The following is a 20,549-nucleotide window of genomic DNA, read 5'->3' on the forward strand; positions in this document are numbered from 1 at the left end:
CTTGTCTTTTCACTGGCGTGCTCAGAGGACTTTAAATGTTCAAAGATTGCACCGTGCAGTGTAGTTCGTAATTGAGATGGTGACCTTCTTTTCAGTTATATAAAATAAAAGTGTCGTATTAAATTTTAATGATAGGGAATTTTTAATGTTGTTCAGCCCTGACCCATCGTCGTCAAATTTAGCGGAGTCGTCAGGCTTTGTATTGTTCCCCGATTTGCTGACGGAATAAACGACGGGCTCTCGACACTGTGATTGCCAGTCAGGGCACTGAGGTCCTGAACCAGTCGCTGGTAGTGCTGGTACAGTGCCGTATTATTCAGGCTTGTTCCTACTGGCCGCTTACTCTCCGACCCAATGTTGTTTTTCTCACCTCCGGCCAGGCTGCACAGGTAATTCACCAGCCGTTGCCCTCTGCGAATGATTTTGTTCAGAAAGGTCACGGCTTCATTCTCTCTCCCGTCACTGTCGTCCATGGCTGACGTACTGTCATTTCTGTTGATCATAGCCATAGGGTTCAGGCTGACTTGTCCACCTTTAAAGTGCAGGCTGGCCAGCACGTCCGGTTTCACCAGTGCCAGTGTCTGGTTGTTGCGGGTATTGATGATCCTGAAGGTTTGGCTATCCAATGGCAGGGAGTGGTTGTTGTGGGTGAGGTTGCTCTGCGCCTGCGGGTTACACTGGCTGAACGCCACCTGTTCCGGGGTCAGGTCGGTAAAGAACAGTGCGGTGCTGTTATCACCCGACAAACGTCGTAAATCCGCCTTAGACCCGGACGACAGTAGAACATAATGCTTGCCACGGCTGTCGATTGTGCGGGCTGGCCTGCACGCCCGCAGGTCATAGACGTCATTGCCAACACCGCCGACCAGCGGGCGGGTCCAGTCCAGGATGGCCTGCCACAGGCTGGTGTTGCCGGGCGTATCCAGCCTCCGGTTGTCACACTGGTCGCCCCGGTTTGCCAGCACTTCTGGCCGTGCTGCGATGTTGCCTGAGGTTCCCAGCAGCAGCAGGTCATGACCGCCCCATCCACGGAGTGACCACTGTCGGGCGTCGGCGCCAAGGTACAGAATATTACTGCGGCTATTGCCCCAGAGTCTCGCTGTCCTGTTACCGATGGCGGACGAGCTGATTACGGAGGGTAGAAACGGCCATGACTGGTAACCGCTGTCGGGTTTCGGCCCGCTCACCTGAACACTGCCCGGCTCCCAGCCCCACTGTCCTGTGCCGGTAATAAACACCTGACGTCTGACGTATGTGGCGTTCAGGGGTTCCAGTGTCAGTTTAATCCCGTCCATCGCCTGGTAGGTGACGATTTTTACGGGTTGGTCCTGCTGGATGTACAGGGGGTTGCTGGCTGTGGCGTTGATGAATCGGAGGCGTTCCTTCCTGACGAGGCTGCTCACCGTGAGTGGCAGGACGACCCCCTGACCTGAGTCCGTCACCCGTGCTGCCAGGTCGGATAATGACAGCTCAAGGTCATTGAACACCAGCGTTGTGGGTTGCAGGAACTGGTCGTGCTGTCTGGCCCAGACCTGCTGAATCTCGATCTCGGCATCGCCGGTGGTAAACCGGTTGGACAGCACCAGGTTCTGACCCCGGCGCCAGACAAGGAAGAGGAAGGCCGATACATTCAGTTCAATGCGGGTTTGTGCCCTGTCGTGCTTGGTGATGCTTTCTTCAGCCAGGCCGGGATGGATGAGGATTCGGGTAAAAAATGACAAGTCTGTCTCATCCAGTTTAATCACGTCGGACCCACCCTGGCCCTCCACCATGATCCCGAACCGCTGTCGGGTACCGTTCCGGACAAAGGCCACCCGATGCTCTTGGTAGTAAGTGTCCAGCCGCAACGCTTCCAGTTTGATCTTGTCGGCTCTGGGGGTTCCTGACAGCAGCAGACCCTCGGCCATCACGGCGACCCTGCCAAAGGTCCCCAGTGATTGGTAACCCTTTTGGGTGACCCGGTACAGCGTCTGGTTGTTCCGGTTATAAACGACCGTGCTCGTTGACGGAGGGAGCGAGAACTTCCGGACGCTGCCAATCACTTGCTGAACGCCGTGCTCCTTGCCAGGCAAACCGAACAACAGTCTTTGTTTACGGGAACTCTGGCCCTGGTAATCCATCCAGGCTACCTGGGTTGGGGAATAGCCAGGGCGCAGCGTGAGGGCGATCAGTTCGGTGTCAGCCTTCTGGCGTATGCCCGCTGGCAGAGATCCCATGGCCTGGTTAAAATCTTGCCGGGTCCAGTAGACCAGGCCGCCGGTGGTGTTTCTGGGTCCCATCAGGCTGAGGTCCAGCGCCACCAGGGCCAGATGCTCCCGGTTAGCCAGGTATTGGGCCGTCGGTGTCTGGATGCGCCACGCCCGGGCACCCTGTTCCCAGTGGTGGCTACCCCTCAAGTCGATACGCTTAGCCATGTAACGGCAGGGAACGGAGATTTGGTCATCGAACTCACTGGGCACCCCGGTCAGCGAAGCGGCGGCGGCCTCACCACAAAAGGGATGGCCTTTGGCGCCCTGATCAGGCTGTCGGAAAAACTCGAAAGCCTCCTCTTTGCGAGTGTCCGACAGGGCGAGCAGTTGGCCGTCGTCGTTCACCATGACTTCAAACTGGTCACGGGTGTTGGCTGCCAGCAGGGTGTCGCTGTCCAGGTAGTACCAGACGTCCAGTTGCCTGATCGCGCTGAACAGGGGGTGGTCGATGATTGCGGTGATGGGTCTCAGCGGCACCAGCCCCACCTTGGCCGAGAACCCCTCCCGGGCCCCTTTCAGCCGGTCTCGCAGCAAACTCTTGAGCTCACGGATGAAAAAACGGGCACTGGCGGTGGTCCAGGTTGTACCGGGGTGTTCTATGGTCAGTTTGGCGAAGATCAGGTTGACTACCTTGCCCAGGTTCAGGCTGTCCACCATCAGGCCAGACTGGGGGGTGAACTGGTGCACACTCAGGGTATCGTTCGACTTGGCGACGATCTGCCCGGTGGCTTCCACCTGCCAGTTCTTAAAAGGTCCTGACTCCACCGACAGGTTTTCGCTGACCACCCGGGTGTTATCCCAGGCCTTGTCCGGTATCCACAGCCGGTAGCCACCGTTGGTATCGGCCAGGAGGCTGCCGGAGTGCGCCTGCACATGCCTGAAGACGCCGACGCTGGCTATCTTTGCCTTTACTTTTGCCTTTTCCAGCGCTTGCTTCTCGCCTGCAGGGCGGATCAAATGGAAACCGGAGTTCAGCCGCTGGATGCCACCGGGGCGATTCACGTCGGTGCTGAAGTAATACAGTTTGCCGGAGTGCCGACTGAACAAAATGTAGTAAACAGTCTGGCCCCGAACCACCACCTTGTGGACCGGCAGGTGCTCTTCACGCAGTGCCCTCCGGACACGCTCATTGATCGTCCGTAAACGGCTTCCGTCGTTTCTATTGTTTGGCATGTCGCCATCCAGCAGGCTGCTCAGGAAGGTAATATAGGTTCGGGTGGCGTCGTCATAAAAACCGGTCCTAAGAAGATGACGCCTGTCGTAGCTATCGACATCCTGCAAGGGAATCAGCCCATGGTCGGATGTCGTTGTGTCAGATGCCACTGCAGGTGGGGTAGGGGGTACACTGAGCTGGCCATCCAGGGTTTCTGCCGCAATCACCTGGTGAGCCAGCTGACCGGACGGGCTGGCCGTCAACAGGTAATAATAGGGGGCATCAAATACCAGCAATTGTGACTCATCTTTGTTCGGTACTATCTTTGAGACATGGCGGCCAAACGAGCGGGCACTCAACTCATCGAAGTGCCTGATTTCCCGGGTCAGTGCCTCTTTATTCTGAAATAACACCTGGCCGTTGGCGGAGTCAAAAAAATAGTAGCCGGTAGCCGGGTTTCCCTGGACCGGTTGCAGCTGGACCGGTTGCAGCTCGGCACTGGCAGCAATGAGCCGGATTACCTGACGGTTAAGGGTGTCGTACCAGAGTCGGATACGGTCTAATTGATTCCGGTTCGCTTCCGCCAATCCCAGCCTGTCAGGGAAGCAGCGGTAAGGTTTACTGAGATACTCATTGGCCTGTCGGTCACAGTCCTGCTTGTGTTGCAGCCAGGCCGGGTTCTGCTCGACCCGCGAGGGCCGATCGGGTCCCATAGGTGGCGGGTCAAAGGCACTGTTCATCGCCCATGGGTTCGGTTTTTCGGGCGCCAGCCAGATTGTGAGCCACTGCTCCGGCGCTCCGGCCATACAGCGTGCACGGATCTGAGGTGAGAAGTCGCAGTCTTTCAGCTCCAGCGGCAGGAACCGGCTGGCCGCATTGTAACGGCTCATGATTCTGTTCAGTTTCGACGCCCTTGATGGCCCGTCATTCAGTCCGCTATTGTCGTACAAGCGTTGAATCACTTTTTGATCCAGCAGCCGCCACTCAAACTGTGCGTTGGGATCCCGGGCCACTACTTTATACGAGGAAGCCTGTTCATACCAGGAGTGTGGTCTTGGTTCAGGAAATCGGAAAAGGGTCTCACCCAGCTTGAAGTCCCGGTTATCTTCATAGGACAGGCTCACCCAGGACCGACAGTTTTGTACCTGGTCATCCCGCTCAGTAATGCAGGCATAGGGGAGCTTGCCGTCGTAGTTCAACACCCAGGTAGAGGCCGTCTGCCCCTGGGGGTGAAGGTGGATAGTGTGTTTACCGTTGGATATCAGGGCGTAGGTTTTGTTGGCCCCTTCAGGACTATACACGTCATACTTCAGAAGTCGGGAGAATGTCGATGAGACCTCGCGAAAGAGGACGACGTGATCCTTGTTATCGAGATACAGTCTGCTGGTTGACTGACGGTATTTCAAACTGTCGGTATGGGTGAACATCTGGCCAAGGTATTTATAGTCGTAGCTGATGTCATCACATGAGCCAAGCCCGTCGCACTCGGTATACCGGGTGTCTTTCACTTTTTTCTGGTATAACCGTTTCAGCTTGCTGTCGCTGACAGCATCCAGAAGTTTCGCACCGGGGGAACTGTTGTCTGGCGCACTCCCTGGATCGCGCTGGTCAAAGGGAGAGTAGAGGAGCTTGACCTCCCACGGGGGTACAGAAGGCATGAAAATGACCTTTTTATCGCTCATCTGCCCCAGGTTGCGGAATACCCCGTCTGAGCATTGATACCCGGTTAAACGCGACTCCGTCCGGCACAATGTCGCCAGGGCATCGTCGATCAGGTTAAAGGTGTCAGGGGAGTATTCGATCCGGTTGATGTCGCTGGCGCAGTGCCGTAAAGGAGCCTTAGGTACATAGGGTATCTTCTCACAGTTTTTCTGTTTCCAGTTGTCTTTTTTCCCGGCGATTAAGGTGGGCTTGAATGAATAGACGCCACCGTAGGTCAGGGTCTGGTTCACCAGGTTGATAGACCGGATGTTCAGGGTCAGGAGACTTTTGCCATCCCCGCTCATCAAGGCATTGAGGGTCTGCTTGTTGGCCAGGAAGCTTTTGGGGTCCAGCTGGGCGTGGATCAGGTCAAAGATTTTGGCAGCCTCACCCGAGGCATCCTGCAACTTTTTGTAGGCCAGCTTTTCTAACTTCCTTTTATAGTTCTCCTGAAAAATACCCCTGACGTAGTGCATGATCCCGTCAATAAATGCCCCGACTGGCCCGAGGAACTCTGAAATGACGGAGACATAGGTATCCACCCACTCAAAGGTCACCATGGATTCCATGAGTTTCTTGACTTCCGGGTCCTCTTCGTTCTCGTACTCAATGAGGGTCAGGGTGAGACTGGCTCCCGGCACGGCGAGACCCAGTATGGGCACAAAACGACCGACTTTTTTACCCAGCCTGCCGACTTTTTTCAGACCGCCGGGCAACTTGCCCGACCCGGGAATATCGGGTAGCTTTGGTGGTTTCTGACCGGGGGGCAATGACGACCGGATGGCCGGGATGATTGTCTTGATCCCCTGTCGCCCGAGATTGATGATCTCAATCCCTTGCAATGCCACAGCCGTATAAAAAAGCGTCTGGCGCCCGGTATAAATCTGCTGTTGGGTGTCCGTCATATTCTGAGACGGGGGATTTTTGTAATGGTGTCCCACAGGGGAAAGCCCTGCTATCAGGTCGTAAAGGCCTATAAAAGACCTGAGCTTTTCCAGTCCGTTGGTGGAAGATTTTTTTCCTTTGACCCGGAATCCCTGACGACCCGTCCCCTGGAGAAAGCTCCGGAAGCGATCAAAGGCACCGGAGGTAAAGCGGATGTTCTTACGGGTCAGGGTATCGGGTTCCATAAAGTCCATGCGCCAGCCACGGCCATCCCGACGGAGGGTATCCAGTTGGGGAACCATGCTGTCGGCGAGTGAGTGCCGGGCTTTAATGTCCCCCAGGGCGGTGTCAAACTCCAGCAGCCGCTGCCTGAATTCGGCTCGTTCAGAGGCCACACCTGAGAGGCTGTCTTTAGTCCGGAGCGGCACCGGAACCGAAAGGTGGCTGGGCGGCAAATAGCGGAGCGGGGGATTTGAATCCGATGGCCGGGGCGACCTCAGCACAGTCTTTTCGCCAGGAAGCAGGCGGTACTCCGGTTGTCCGGTGCCGGGTGAGCGCAGCACAAGGCTTTCAATCGCCGGGCGGTCCTTCGGCATCAGATGCTGGATATCTTTCACCAGTCGTTTGAAAACCTGGGGGCTGCCACTTCTGGGTTCGACAATCAGCTTGCCCACCAGGGGTTTGCCATGGGTGGGCGAGCGGGTCATAAAGGTTTTCAGGGCGTTCAGGGCTGTGATTCCGCGGGACTGGTTGCTGCTGGCAAGATCGCTGACGGTCAGGGTGGCGATGTAGCGGTCCGGGGTAAAGTCGACCAGTGTCGTCAAAGCATGGGCAATCATTCTGGCTGGCCGACCGAGAACGGTGACGCGGTTGCCGTCTCCCCCGGCGATGGCCGACTGAACCCGGCCATCGGGTGTGAGCAGCGCATAACTGCCAGAGGGGGTGGTTTTCAGCAACAGGGGTTGGCCACTCAAGGTCCCGTCTTTTATCTGCTGTTGAGCACGGGTAAACGAATCTTCGTTCAGGGCAATGACCGAGTGCATGCCCCGGGTGTCAGCTAATGCGTCCTTGGCTTCGAGGCGACGAAACCGGGTGAAAAAATTTTGCAGCCAGCGCTCACCTTCGTTGGTGGTTCTGAGCAAGGCGATATCTTTTTTGCCATCAAGATGGAGTTGGGTTTTGAAGCCGGAAAGTAACCGGAGGGCATACTTCAGGTTTTTGCGTTGAGCATCGCAGCTGTCGGCACCGGCTGCTCTTCGACGTCTGTCACAAGGCATCTGTAGCTGACCTGTGAGAAGCTTGATGTTGGCGAAATCATTTTTGTATTCCTTGTTGAGTTTGGCGGCACCCAGTATCGATTTAGGATCGAGAGTGTAGATATCGAATGCCTTGACCCGTATCCGATGTTTGAGGGTTTCGAAGGCTCTGGTCTTTTCTTCGTTGCTATGGAAATTGGCCATTGCCTGCTCAAGCTGATCTATCTGATCAGGCGCGCTGAAACGCAGTGCGTAGCGCTCAAGCCACTGAGTGTATGTGTGAGAACTCAGTGCAAGGCTAAGTGTGTCTGCCAAACGAATAGTTTCTCCTGCAACCAAAGTGGCGAAGGTGGCTTTTTCAGTCCGTGGGTGTTCCTTTAATCCATGAAAGATCGCGGTTTTGAACTCAAAGTGTAATGTGTAATTTTCAGCATTTTTTCTTCGATCCCCAGGCTCATCTTCGCCTACGGCTTTAGACAACTCATCTTCGAGTCCGGCAAAGGTAGACCTGTCTTCGATTACGGCTTTGACCAAATCATCGTTGAGTTTGGCATCAGCAAACTCTCCTTTGAGTAGAGCTTCGGTAAATTCTTTTGTGAGTTTGTCATCGTTCGGATCCTCTTTGCTTGTCTTTTCGATAAACTCATTTTCGAGGTCAAAGGAGGCCAACCCGAACTTGGCTCGGTATGTCACGGCGCCGCTACGGTCCAGGGTAAAAACAATGCGGTTGAGATCTGGATAGGGGGCATTTTTCGAGGTTGACGGCCCGTGAGGATCACCTGCTGACAAGAATCCTCGAATCGCAACAGCTGAGTTTGCATAGATACCTTGTTTGGCCAAGTTCCTTAAAACTTCAGGTACAATATAATTTTTCTGGCTGGTATTTAGTACACCCTCAGAATCTTCAATGCCTTGTGCAGAGTTATCAAAAAAGAATTTTATGGTTTGTACTCTGGTATTTTTTGGGATCAACGTTCCCAAAACCGCTGATAGCTTTAACATTAAGCGCTTGTAATAGAAAGTATCATATACATTCAAGTCGCTATTATAGAAATGAAGGCTTCCAGTCATGATGACTTTAGTGTCTTCGCCAATATTTTTGAGCGTTACTCCTGACACTTTTTGAAGTGTTATTGTTTCTATTTGATTTGAATCAACAGCATTGTATAAGACGCTGTTTTTTTCAGTGCGGTACTTATTATAAAGTTTAAAGCAATGTATTAAAGAATCGCTTATGCCTTCCATGTTTTTATCTGAATAATGAACGATTATTAATCTTTCATATGATTGCTGACCTCTTGTTGGTGACGAGTTAAAACCAAGGTTTCTAAAAATTCTGTTGTAGAAGAGATTGTTTGCTATGAAGTAGTTAATTGGAATGATTTTGATATCTTTTGGCTTTTCAAGATTTATTAATCTTTCAAAAGCATCATAACCTAATTTTGCAGTAATGATGCAGTTAAACTTGTCGATATCATGCCGAAGATCAGTTGATATGGTTGCAATTTTATCGATGTCATTATCAGAGATGATAACTTTTCTTTCCATATAGAATTTATGGATAGCCTCCCTTATCTTTAATGTGATTTCTTTTTTTCTTAGTGGTGATTTTTTTAAATTTTCTACAGTCTCATGAAGTAAGCAGATTTCATCAAGTAGTAGTTTGATTGTTGGGTGTCCTTGGCGAGAGGCCACCATCAACGGCTGGATTGAATCATCAAGAGCTATAGTGGGAGTATCATATTCAAAATTTACTTCCTTACTGAAGAATAATTTATTACGGCTATACTCCTTTAAGTCATATTTCGGCAGACTATGGAATAAATCACTAATACTGCTTTCTGCTACGATACCTTGGATTCGAGTGATTTCTTCTTTCGACAGGGTTGTACCGTATCTCTCAAAATAAGGGCTGGGATCTGAAATAGTTCCATCTGAAAACATTTTTTTAAAAACAGCATGTAGCTTGGCACTTTCGAGCTGCTTTTCCTTCTCAGAAGTCACTGCCGTCCCCGATATAGGATCAAGGGAACTGCTTCTTTTTAGAAAGGGGTGACTGTCCATTTCCGGAAGTAGTCCTTTATCAATATATACCCCTCCTAGTACGAATTTTTGACTTAGCCCGATAAATCTTTCGATTATTAAACTGTTAGTAAGGCCTAAACTGTATCTGATAAAATTTTTATATCCTTGATTTAGGTTTTCCAGTTTTTTATGAACAATAGCGTTGCTGATTGAATTTTTAATTTTATCTAAAGAATTGTTGATTTTATTCCATTGGATGACAAATTCCTTCTTTACACTGTCTGGAAGATCAGATTCCATTATATTTAATTCTTCTATTTCACTGCTTTCTCCCATAAAGCTATCAATTTTTCGCCAGATGCTGTCTTTCAGCCGAGCAATATCACCGGGGTCATCTTTTTCGATAGCGTTATTGCTTATCTCGGAAAACAGCAGCGGATATAGAATTTTTTGGTATATCAAACGTTCGGGGGCCCAGACATTGATTTTATAATCCGGGTTAACCTCGGCCCATATTTTTAGAAAAGCAAGCTCCAAACCTTCAATAGGGCTGACAATACTAACATGAATTAATTTGGGTACTTCGTGATTTGGCATGATAACACCTGAAGGATTGACCCACACGGTCTCCAGAGGGGGGGCGATACTTGCCCTTTCACTGACGTGATCAAAAGGCTCAGAATGGGAAAAAAGCGCAACATGCAGTTTAGTACGGAACTCCTTCAAGTTCCTCATGAAATTTGCAAACAATTCTCCGGTATAGCTCAATAGCTTGATTCATATCCTCTGTTCAATGATTCGATCTATCAAGAACTGATGAAAGAGGTAGGGGGGAGGAGGGACAGTGATTGAATTTCCTGATTTTTTATTTGCGAACAATGTCGTTTATTGCGCAACTACTCAAACCAAAGCGGCGGGGGCGTCCAGGGATCGACGCTATGGCCTCCTGCTCTGTCAGGAGGATTCGGAATCAAAGCGGTTTTTTGCAGGCATGTGTGTGGGCCATGTATCTTAAGGAAGTGTTTTATAGGAGAGGTAAAAATAGCAACTGGTAGTGCTATAGGGAGTGCTATAGGGTACAGTCGCTGCTTTTGGAGTGAATAATGAGTATTGAAGTTTGGTTTCTGTATGTTGTTTCAATCTTTGTAGTCATACTCATTCCTGGTCCTCTATCTCTGTACATGGTGTCCAATTCTATTAACTATGGGGTTATCAGGTCCTATCCGGCATTTTTGGGTGGTACGCTGGCTTCATCACTTTACCTGATTATTTCGGCCACTGGTCTTGGGGCCATTCTTACGGCTTCGGAAAACATGTTTCTGATACTGAAACTGATGGGAGCTCTTTATCTGGTTTATCTGGGGGTTGATACTATCAGGAAGTCGATGGCTGACACTACCAGTAAACGTCTCAATGATTGTTCTTTGCAGTTTCCCGGCTTCAGTAATCTGTTTAAAAAAGCTTTTCTATTGGGAGCCAGTAATCCAAAAGATATTATTTTCTTTATGGCTTTCTTGCCTCAGTTTATTAATAGAGATCAGGATCTTGTGCAACAAATATTGATCATTGTAATGACTTGGGTTGTAGTGGATTTGGTTTGCAAGCTTCTCTATGGGCTAATGTCGAAATCTGTGAAACCTATGCTGAGTACAAAAAAAAGTATGTCGTTATTTGAGCGTTCTACAGGGGGGCTCTATGTGCTGGCAGGTATCGCTGCCGTGTTGGTTGTGAAATAGAGGATCAGGCTGAAGAGTATCCGGTGGCTGTGTTTTGTTTTCAGTGGCCCATTGTGGACCACTGAAACAGAATGATCAGGTCACATCAATCATGGTGACACTGCCGTCAGGCATCACTTCGGCCATCTGACCCTTGGGTTCTTCCATCAGGAAGAGGGTAAAGAAACCCAACACTGCAGTGCCTGCGATAACCATGAAGAAGGTGGAGTAGTCCACCAGAGACAATACTGTCAGGTAGAAGACAGCGCCCACGTTACCATAGGCTCCTGTCATACCGGCAATTTGACCTGTGAGTCGACGCTTGATCAGGGGTACAGCCGCAAATACCGCACCTTCACCGGCCTGCACAAAGAAGGAGCAGGCCATGGCAGCAACAACAGCAAGAACCAGTGGCCAGCTGGAATCAATGATACTCATCATGTAGTAACCACCGGCCAGGCCTGCAGTGAGAACCAGCAGAGTGATCTTGCGGCCAAACTTGTCACTGAGTAATCCTCCGCCCGGACGGGACATCAGGTTCATGAAGGCATAAGCGGAAGCGACCAGACCCGCCATGACCGGATCCAGTTCAAAGGTATCTGCAAAAAACAGAGGTAGCATGGACACCACGGCCAGTTCAGAACCGAAGGTAGCGAAGTAAAGAACGTTCAGAACGGCCACCTGCTTGAACTGATACTGGTGAATAGCTGGCACAGGCTCGGAGAAAATGTGCTTGTTGACCTGCCAGACTTTCCAGACATCAAACAGGTAGATAGCAGTCAGACCGACATAAATAGCCGTTGAAATCCCGGCACTCAGCATGGCAACACCCTTAGGTGAAAGCTTCCAGGTCAGCAGAGCTAATGCCGCATACATGGGAATCTTCATGATCAGCAGCAAGGCAAAGTCGCCTTTGCTGGTGACTTCCATGGCGCCAATGTTCTTGGGGCGGAAGTAGGTAGCACCTTTAGGGGTATCTGTGACGTTTATGTAGAAGACGACACTGAACAGCAAGGAGATTAATCCGGTCAGGCCAATGGCGTAACGCCAGCCATCTTCTCCACCAAAGAGCAGTGCAATGGTGGGCAGAGACATGGCAGCAGCAGCAGAGCCAAAGTTGCCCCAGCCACCGTAAATACCTTCTGCGGTACCCAATTGGCGAGCGGGGAACCACTCAGATACCAGACGAATGCCGACCACAAAGCCTGCACCAATAGTACCCAGCATAAAGCGGGCTATGGCGGCCTGGGTAAAGTCATCTGCCATGGCATACATAAAACAAGGAATACTGCAGATGGCCAGGAGTCCGGAATAGACTTTTCTGGGACCGTAAACATCAGTGAGCATACCGATGATGACTCGAGCCGGAATAGTGAGGGCTACGTTCAGAATCAGCAGGGTTTTCAGTTCTTCACGAGTCAGGCCCAGAGACTCGGAAATAGCCAGGGCCAGAGGCGCATGGTTAAACCAGACCACAAAGCTAATAAAGAAAGCAATCCAGCTAAGGTGCAGAATCTTGGTCTTCCCGCTAAAAGAAAACAGGTTAAATGAATCGGGGTTGCTCATACATCCTCCTTGTTTAAGAAATTCCCCAAGCAAAAGCAAACATCAGGCCAATATGATAAATGCACCGATTTGACTTGCATTTTTATGCGTATTTAATGAATTTTCTCTTCTATGCAAGAAAGTTCTTTATTTGAGTGCGGGAAGTTTCTGAGAATTTTTATTCTTCTCACCAAAATGGTGCTCTTCAGCTGTTTGATTATTTTTGCGTGCATTATTTTTGTGCGAGCAGCTAAAGTTTCAGGAAAGAATTTCCTGTTTTTATCGTGTTTTGAAAGTGGGCACGGCAGTTGCATAGGCAGAAGAATTAGAAAAGAGGCTGGCTCTAAAGGATGCAGTTGCACCGGCCCAATGCTAGATACTAAAGAGGATGTCTGGGATGATCGGAAAAGAAACCCTGGTGGTTGTCGGTAACGGCATGGTAGGTCACCGCTTTCTGGAGAAACTGGTAGATGCTGGCGGTCTGAAACGCTTCGATGTGGTGGTATTTGGAGAAGAGATCCGTCCTGCCTATGACCGGGTTCATCTCAGTGAATTTTTCACAGGCCGCTCAGCGGATGACCTGTCTATGGTTTCTGAAGGCTTTTATGAGCAGGAAGGCATTAATCTTGTTCTAAATGAAGCTATCACATCAATAAATCGTGAGTCCTGTGAAGTAGTGACAGCCAGTGGCATGACTCAAAAGTACGATCAGCTGGTACTGGCGACAGGTTCCTATCCATTTGTTCCTCCCGTACCCGGGCATGACCGTAAAAACTGTTTTGTCTATCGTACCATCGAAGATCTGGAAGCGATTAAAGAAGCTGCCCGTAACAGTAAGATCGGTGCCGTTGTGGGTGGCGGTCTGTTGGGGCTTGAAGCAGCAAAAGCTCTGAAAGATCTTGGGCTTGAAACCCACGTGGTCGAATTTGCTCCCCGTCTGATGGCTGTTCAGGTGGATGATAGCGGTGGTGCCATGCTCAGACGCAAGATCGAGGGTCTGGGGGTCACGATTCATACCTCCAAAAATACCCGACAGATTGTTGATGGTGAAGGCGCTGTTCACCAGATGCAGTTCGCTGACGGCGAACAACTGAATACCGATATCGTACTGTTTTCAGCCGGTATTCGCCCAAGAGATGAGCTGGCGAAAGCTTCCGGACTGGAGTTGGGTCAGCGAGGCGGTATCGTTATAGATAACGACTGCCGTACATCTGATGAACGTATATTTGCCATTGGTGAGTGTGCACTCTGGAGTGGCCGTATCTTTGGTCTGGTGGCACCGGGCTACCAGATGGGGCAGGTGGTTGTAGATCAGTTGACGGGTAAGGACGGTAATCAGTTTACTGGTGCCGATATGAGCACCAAGCTGAAACTGATGGGTGTTGATGTTGCCAGTATTGGTGATGCCCATGGCAATACCGAAGGTTCCCTGAGCTACCAGCTGATTGATGAAGAGAAAGAAGTTTATAAAAAACTGGTGGTTTCCAGAAATAAGAAAAAGGTTCTGGGAGCTGTATTGATAGGCGATGCTGAAGAGTACGGCAGCCTGTTGCAGATGATGCTGAATGACATGCGTCCCCCGGAAAATCCTGCTGAACTCATTCTGCCTCAGACCGATGGTTCTGCAGCGACAGGTTTGGGCGTGGCTGCTCTGCCAGAAACGGCTCAAATCTGTTCCTGCTATGACGTCAGTAAAGGTGATCTGGTCAACGCGGTAGCCGGTGGCTGCATGGATATGGGGTCACTGAAAGCCGAAACCAGTGCCGGAACCGGCTGTGGTGGCTGTACGGCTCTGGTCAAACAGGTTCTGGATCATGAGCTGACGGAGTTGGGTGTTGAGGTCAAAAAAGATATCTGTGAGCACTTTCCACACTCCAGGCAGGAACTCTATCACCTGGTTCGTGTCGGTGAATTAAAGTCTTTCGACGAAGTTCTGGCAAAGCATGGCAAGGGGCGTGGCTGCGATATCTGTAAGCCTACCATTGGCTCTGTTCTGGCTTCCTGCTGGAACGAATATGTGTTGAAAGATCAGCATGCTCAACTGCAGGATACCAACGATTATTTTCTTGGAAACATGCAGAAAGACGGCACTTATTCCATTGTGCCAAGGGTTCCGGGCGGTGAAATTACGCCCGATAAACTGATCACCATTGGTGAAGTAGGACGGGACTTTAACCTCTACACAAAAATCACCGGTGGCCAGCGTATCGATCTTTTTGGTGCCCGTGTGGAACAGTTGCCAGAGATCTGGAAACGTCTTGTCGATGCCGGTTTTGAAACCGGTCATGCCTACGGTAAATCACTGCGTACCGTGAAATCCTGCGTCGGCAGTACCTGGTGTCGTTATGGGGTGCTGGACAGTGTCAGTATGGCGATTGCAGTTGAAAATCGTTACAGGGGCGTACGTTCTCCTCACAAAATCAAAATGGCTGTGTCCGGATGTACCCGTGAATGTGCTGAAGCCCAGAGTAAAGATGTGGGTGTTATTGCCACGGAAAAAGGCTGGAACCTCTACCTCTGCGGTAATGGTGGCATGAAGCCTCGTCATGCCGACCTGTTTGCCACCGAGCTGGATGATGAAACGCTGGTCAAATACATCGATCGTTTCCTGATGTTCTACATTCGCACTGCAGATCGTCTGCAGCGTACTTCTGTCTGGATGGAAAATCTGGAGGGTGGTCTCGATTACCTGCGCGAAGTGATTATTGAGGACAGCCTGGGTATCTGTCAGGAGCTTGAAGATGAGATGACCTACCTGGTGGGTACCTATCAATGTGAATGGAAAACCACCCTCTCAGATCCTGAGAAACTCAAACGTTTCAATCACTTTATTAACAGTGATGAAAGCGACACTAATGTGGTGTTTGTGAACGAGCGAGATCAGATTCGTCCGGCTACCCGTGACGAAAAAATTGCCCTTAAACAGCTGTAAACGAAGTGCCTATAGCGCTGAAAAACAGGAGACTTTAATCATGACTCAAGTGCTCACAGCCAGTACAGCCAATAAAGGTTGGACAACCGTTTGCAGTGAAAGTGATCTTATTCCTAACCTGGGTGTTTGTGCTCTGGTGGATGGTGTGCAGGTTGCGTTGTTTAAAGTAGACGACCAAGTCTATGCATTGGATAACTATGATCCATTCAGTCAGGCCAATGTTATCTCTCGTGGTCTGGTAGGTGATCTGGAAGGGCGTCTGGTAGTGGCATCGCCCATTTACAAGCAGCACTTTGATTTGACTACGGGTCAGTGTCTGGAAGATGAGAGCGTGGCGCTGAATGCTTATCCCGTAGAAGTGGTGGACCAGAGGGTTCAGGTCTCACTGGTATCGGTTTCCATTGAGGCAGCCTGATATGACAGCGGTATTCAAGGCGGCTGACGTTAGTCGTCAACCGCCATTGCAGCGGAAGCTGCTGGTGGTGGGAAATGGCATGGGCTCAGTCCGTTTTCTGGAAAAGCTGGTTGAGCAGAGCGGTCATCAATATCAGGTCACCGTCCTATCTGAAGAATCCTGTCCGGGCTACAACCGAATCCAGTTATCCAAGCTGTTGGCAGGCAGCGTCGATCTCCAGGGGATTCAGCTGCAGCCTGAGTCCTGGTATCAGGATCAGGATATCAATCTGTTATCGGGCTGTGACTATCGGGTCAGTGATCTCAATCTTGAGTTGAAGCGAGTCGAGACAGAGGGTGGTCAATGTTTTGATTACGATCATCTGGTCCTGGCGACGGGATCTCTACCCAATCGTATTCCCGTACCCGGGGCCGATCTGGAAGGCGTTATGGCTTTCAGGAATCTCGATGATGTTGAGCAGATGCTGACCGCTTCATCCGGTCCTGAGGCAAAGGCTGTGGTGATTGGTGGCGGACTTCTGGGGCTTGAATGTGCCAGTGGTCTTGCCAGACGGGGCATGAAAGTCACCGTGGTGGATACCATGTCCATTCCCATGGCCCGACAACTGGATGAAAAGGCCGGTAAGCTTTTGCAAGGAGCACTGGAAGAAAAGGGCATTGAGTTTCGTTGCAGTGCCATGCTCGATTCCTACACGGGCGAAAATGGCAAAGTGACTGGCGTGCAGCTGAAAGATGGCGAGTGCTTGCAGGCTTCACTGGTGGTCGTCACAGCAGGGGTTCGGCCCAATATAGAACTGATCAGGGAAACCGGGCTGGCGTGTGACAGAGGTATTCTGGTGAATGACAGAATGCAAACTTCTGACCCTTCAGTAACGGCAATTGGTGAGTGTGTTCAGTTGAATAGTGACCTGTTTGGTCTTGTGGCGCCGGTTTATGGGCACGCTCAAGTGGCCGTGCATCGCCTGTTGGGTACCTCGGGAGAGCGGTTTGAGCCGGTTCCGATTCCTACCAGCCTGAAAGTTGACGGTATTGATCTGTTTTCCAGTGGACAGTTTGTTGCGCAAGAGAGTGATGAAGAGATCATCATTGATGCTGCAGGGGTTGGCATCTACCGAAAACTGGTGATCCGTGATAACAAGTTGATGGGGGCTTTGCTCTTTGGAGATGCTTCCGATGGTCTCTGGTATCAGGAATTGATGGAAACAGGGCAGGATATTTCAGATATTCGCGACCGACTTGTTTTCGGCAAACGTTATCTGAATTCCTAGGAAACTATTAATAAAGGAAGTATGTCTATGTCTGGCAGCATCGATATCTGCAATAACCAGCAACAAGTCATCCATACGACGTGTGCCTATTGCGGTGTTGGCTGTGGTATCAAGGCGACGGTCACCAATAAAGATTTGCATCTTGTAGATATAGAAGGCCGCAAAGATCACCCCGCTAATTTCGGGCGCCTTTGTTCAAAAGGCAGCGCTCTTGGGGAAACGGTTTCTCTGGAAAATAGACTGCTAACGCCTTTTATAGGTGAACAGAGAGTCAGCTGGGATTCTGCTCTGGATGAAGTCGCTGAGCGACTGAAAGCCACAATAGAAGAGTACGGCCCTGAAGCGGTGGCTTTATACGGCTCTGGTCAATTACTGACAGAAGATTACTATGTGGCCAACAAACTAATGAAGGGTTTTATTGGTTCCAGCAATATGGACACCAACTCACGCCTCTGCATGGCTTCTACGGTAGCAGGTCAGAAGAGATCACTGGGTTCCGATACAGTTCCCGGCAGCTACGAAGATCTTGAATTGGCCGATATGATTGTTCTGGTCGGAGCCAATACGGCCTGGTGTCACCCGGTATTATTCCAGAGAATAAGAGCTGCAAAAGAGCAGCGTCCGGACATGAAGGTGGTTGTTATTGACCCCCGTGCCACTGACACCTGTGATATTGCAGACCTGCATCTTCCGCTGAAATCAGGCACGGACACCGCTCTCTTTAATAAGTTATTCAGTTATCTCGATAAGCACAATAAGCTGGATCAGTCGTACATTGATCAGCACACCCAAGGTTTTAATGAGGCTCTGAAAGCCGCCAGAAAAATAGGAAGCTTTTCAGAGGTCGCTGAACTTTGCGGGATTGAAAAACCTGCGCTCAAGCAATTTTGTGAGTGGTTTGCCGAGACCGATAAAGTCGTCACGGCCTGGTCTCAGGGTGTGAACCAGTCGGTTGCTGGCACCGATAAAGTCAATGCCATTATCAACTGTCACCTGATTACGGGTCGTATTGGTAAGCCGGGATCTGGACCCTTGTCGCTTACAGGTCAGCCTAACGCAATGGGAGGGCGAGAGGTTGGAGGTCTGGCCAATCAGCTGGCTGCCCACATGGATTTTTCAAACACAGACGATGTAGATCGGGTCAGACGGTTTTGGAAGGCACCGAATATTGCCACTGTGCCGGGTAAAACAGCTGTCGATTTGTTTAATGCCATGGATAAGGGCGACATTAAGTTTGTCTGGATTATGGGCACCAATCCTGTAGTCAGTATGCCTGATGCCAATAAGGTTATCAGTGCGCTGAAAAAGTGTCCGACGGTTGTCGTGTCTGATTGTATTGGGAAAACAGACACCTCTGAGTTTGCCCATATTCGTCTGCCAGCGGCCGGCTGGAGTGAAAAGGATGGTACGGTCACAAACTCGGAGCGAAGAATTTCCAGACAAAGGGCCCTTTTTGATCTTTCCGGAGACTCTAAACCTGACTGGTGGATTATTTCAAAAGTGGCAGAGAAAATGGGTTTTGGTGACGCCTTTGATTATCAGAGGGCTGCTGATATTTTCCGCGAGCATGCGGCTCTTTCTGCTTTTGAAAATAATTCTGAGGGTCGTAGAAGAGATTTTAATATTGGTGCTCTGGCAGCTATCTCAGATGCAGAATACGAAGCGCTTGAGCCATTTCAGTGGCCACTGGTTTCAGGGCAGACGTCTCATCCACATACAAGATTGTTTGCTGAGGGTGGTTTCTTCACTGAAACAGGTCGTGCAACTATTGTTTCGACGAAGTTTGAGGTCTCCTACCATCAGCCCAATGCTGATTACCCGCTGTTGCTGAATACCGGCAGGGTTCGTGATCATTGGCACACTATGACACGCACCGCACTCTCTCCCAGGTTGAGTCAGCATATTGATGAGCCTTTCCTGGAAGTTCATCCTGCAGATGCTCAAAAATATGGGCTGGTTGATCAGGCATTGTGCCGATTGTCCACAGCCTTTGATTCCATTTTGATCAGAGTGGTTGTGACATCTACAGTAGGTAAGGGTAATGTTTTTATGCCCATGCACTGGACACGTCAGAACAGCAAGACCGGGCATTGTGGTGTGCTGGTGAAGCCTGCGGTAGACCCCTGGTCAAAACAACCGGGCTGTAAACACACCCCTGCAAGGATTGAGGCTGTATCTCTGAAACAACAGGCTGTGTTACTGAGTCGCAAAAAACAGGATTTTGAGCCATTTGATTATGCGACAGAGGTGAAATTCCAGCAGGGATTCCGATATGAGCTGGCAGGTCAGGGCATTGATTCTTCCATGCTGGAATCTATCGGCCCTGAGAGGGAAAGAATTGATTACACCGATCCGAAGACAGGCAGCGCCCGTAGCGCCTGGTTTGCTCTCGGCCAGCTACAGGCTCTTCTTGTTGTCGGCGAGTCATTGTCAGACTGTGATCGTGCATGGCTACAGGCTGCCTTTGAAAAAGAGGATATTCCTTTTTCGGAGCGCTGGCGTTTACTGGCAGGTATGCCACCTCAGGGAGAAGATACCGGCAAAGTAGTGTGTGCCTGTTTTGGTGTGGGGGAGAAAACCATTTGTCGTGCAATTGAAGAGGAAGGCTTCAGTGATCCTGCTCAGGTGGGCCTGTCTCTGAAAGCCGGAACAAACTGTGGCTCCTGTATTCCTGAGATTCGCAAATTGATCACCAGTGCGGCAGCACTGGCATAGACACACACTTCATTCATTCTGAGTTTTCGTCGAAGAGCGACCCGCACTTCGACAAGCTCAGCGTGAACAGTGTGAAGTAGAACCCTTAGCTGAACTAAATAATACCTGAGCCGATTTCACTTTCTTCTAATATCGGATACAGGTCGGCATCAGGCAATTGATAATGCCACCATTCGTTTTGTAAAGAGTCGAATCCAGCGACATTCATGGCACCTGCCAGTATTAACCGGTTTTTCTGTGCGAGCTCGGAAATCTGGTCATTGCCATGGTGAGCCAGAGGACGAAAGTCGTCAAACTCGGTACCCATTTCCAGTGTCCGCCCAAACCGATCAACCAGCGTGAGATCGATAGCTATTCCTCTGCAGTGGGTTCGCAAACCGGTTTTCGGGTGCGATACATATTCAGGGTCTGGTACACAGTTAAAGAGTTCTTGCTGGGCTTCCAGGGGGCGAAAGGCATCCCATATTTTTAATTTGAGCCCCATGGGTTGAAGAACTTCAATGACGTTTTGCAATTTGTTGGCGGCTTCTTCGTGCATCAGGCAGAGAGGTTTTTTATAAACCTGCTTACCGGTGAAGTTGTTCTCGGTGGCGTAGACTATCTCGAGAACAAGGTCGTGACTTTGCGGCGTGACTTCAACCAATGGATGCGAGTTCTTCATATGTTGATCTAACCTTCAGGCATTTTTAAT

At 50.2% G+C, this 20,549-nt stretch carries 8 protein-coding genes; 5 read left to right on the forward strand and 3 right to left on the reverse strand.

Annotation, left to right across the window (positions count from 1 at the left end; genetic code table 11):
* Nucleotides 1-152: 152 nt before the first annotated feature.
* The gene (locus ACOMG9_RS08660) at nucleotides 153-8,084 is read right to left on the reverse strand and encodes a hypothetical protein (protein WP_494530095.1); all 7,932 of its coding nucleotides are present in this window, start codon (nucleotides 8,082-8,084) and stop codon (nucleotides 153-155) included.
* 2,288 nt (nucleotides 8,085-10,372) lie between these two features.
* On the opposite strand from ACOMG9_RS08660, the gene ACOMG9_RS08665 reads away from it, so the two are divergent.
* The gene (locus ACOMG9_RS08665; RefSeq protein ID WP_448216634.1) at nucleotides 10,373-11,005 is read left to right on the forward strand and encodes a LysE family translocator; all 633 of its coding nucleotides are present in this window, start codon (nucleotides 10,373-10,375) and stop codon (nucleotides 11,003-11,005) included.
* 75 nt (nucleotides 11,006-11,080) lie between these two features.
* Here ACOMG9_RS08665 and ACOMG9_RS08670 read toward each other — a convergent pair whose 3' ends face one another.
* Nucleotides 11,081-12,550, reverse strand: a complete 1,470-nt coding sequence (locus tag ACOMG9_RS08670; RefSeq protein WP_422133289.1) for a NarK family nitrate/nitrite MFS transporter — start codon at nucleotides 12,548-12,550, stop codon at nucleotides 11,081-11,083.
* 376 nt (nucleotides 12,551-12,926) lie between these two features.
* On the opposite strand from ACOMG9_RS08670, the gene nirB reads away from it, so the two are divergent.
* Genes nirB through ACOMG9_RS08690 form a run of 4 tightly spaced genes read left to right on the forward strand, consistent with a single transcriptional unit; the run spans nucleotide 12,927 to nucleotide 19,858 of the window.
* Nucleotides 12,927-15,461, forward strand: a complete 2,535-nt coding sequence (gene nirB, locus ACOMG9_RS08675; RefSeq protein WP_494530096.1) for a nitrite reductase large subunit NirB — start codon at nucleotides 12,927-12,929, stop codon at nucleotides 15,459-15,461.
* A gap of 40 nt (nucleotides 15,462-15,501) precedes the next feature.
* Entirely contained in the window at nucleotides 15,502-15,876 is a 375-nt protein-coding gene (nirD, locus tag ACOMG9_RS08680; protein ID WP_422133291.1) for a nitrite reductase small subunit NirD, read from the forward strand.
* Nucleotide 15,877: 1 nt separating this feature from the next.
* Nucleotides 15,878-17,143 carry an NAD(P)/FAD-dependent oxidoreductase gene (locus ACOMG9_RS08685; RefSeq protein ID WP_494530097.1) on the forward strand — a complete coding sequence of 422 codons (1,266 nt, stop codon included), beginning with the start codon at nucleotides 15,878-15,880 and terminating at the stop codon, nucleotides 17,141-17,143.
* A 27-nt stretch (nucleotides 17,144-17,170) separates the two neighbouring features.
* Nucleotides 17,171-19,858: a molybdopterin-dependent oxidoreductase gene (locus ACOMG9_RS08690; RefSeq protein ID WP_494530098.1), complete on the forward strand. Its 2,688-nt coding sequence runs from the start codon at nucleotides 17,171-17,173 to the stop codon at nucleotides 19,856-19,858.
* A gap of 94 nt (nucleotides 19,859-19,952) precedes the next feature.
* Here ACOMG9_RS08690 and ddpX read toward each other — a convergent pair whose 3' ends face one another.
* Nucleotides 19,953-20,519 carry a D-alanyl-D-alanine dipeptidase gene (gene ddpX / locus ACOMG9_RS08695; RefSeq protein WP_422133294.1) on the reverse strand — a complete coding sequence of 189 codons (567 nt, stop codon included), beginning with the start codon at nucleotides 20,517-20,519 and terminating at the stop codon, nucleotides 19,953-19,955.
* Between the last annotated feature and the right edge of the window lie 30 nt (nucleotides 20,520-20,549).

The sequence above is a fragment of the Endozoicomonas sp. PH6C genome (genome assembly GCF_059322965.1).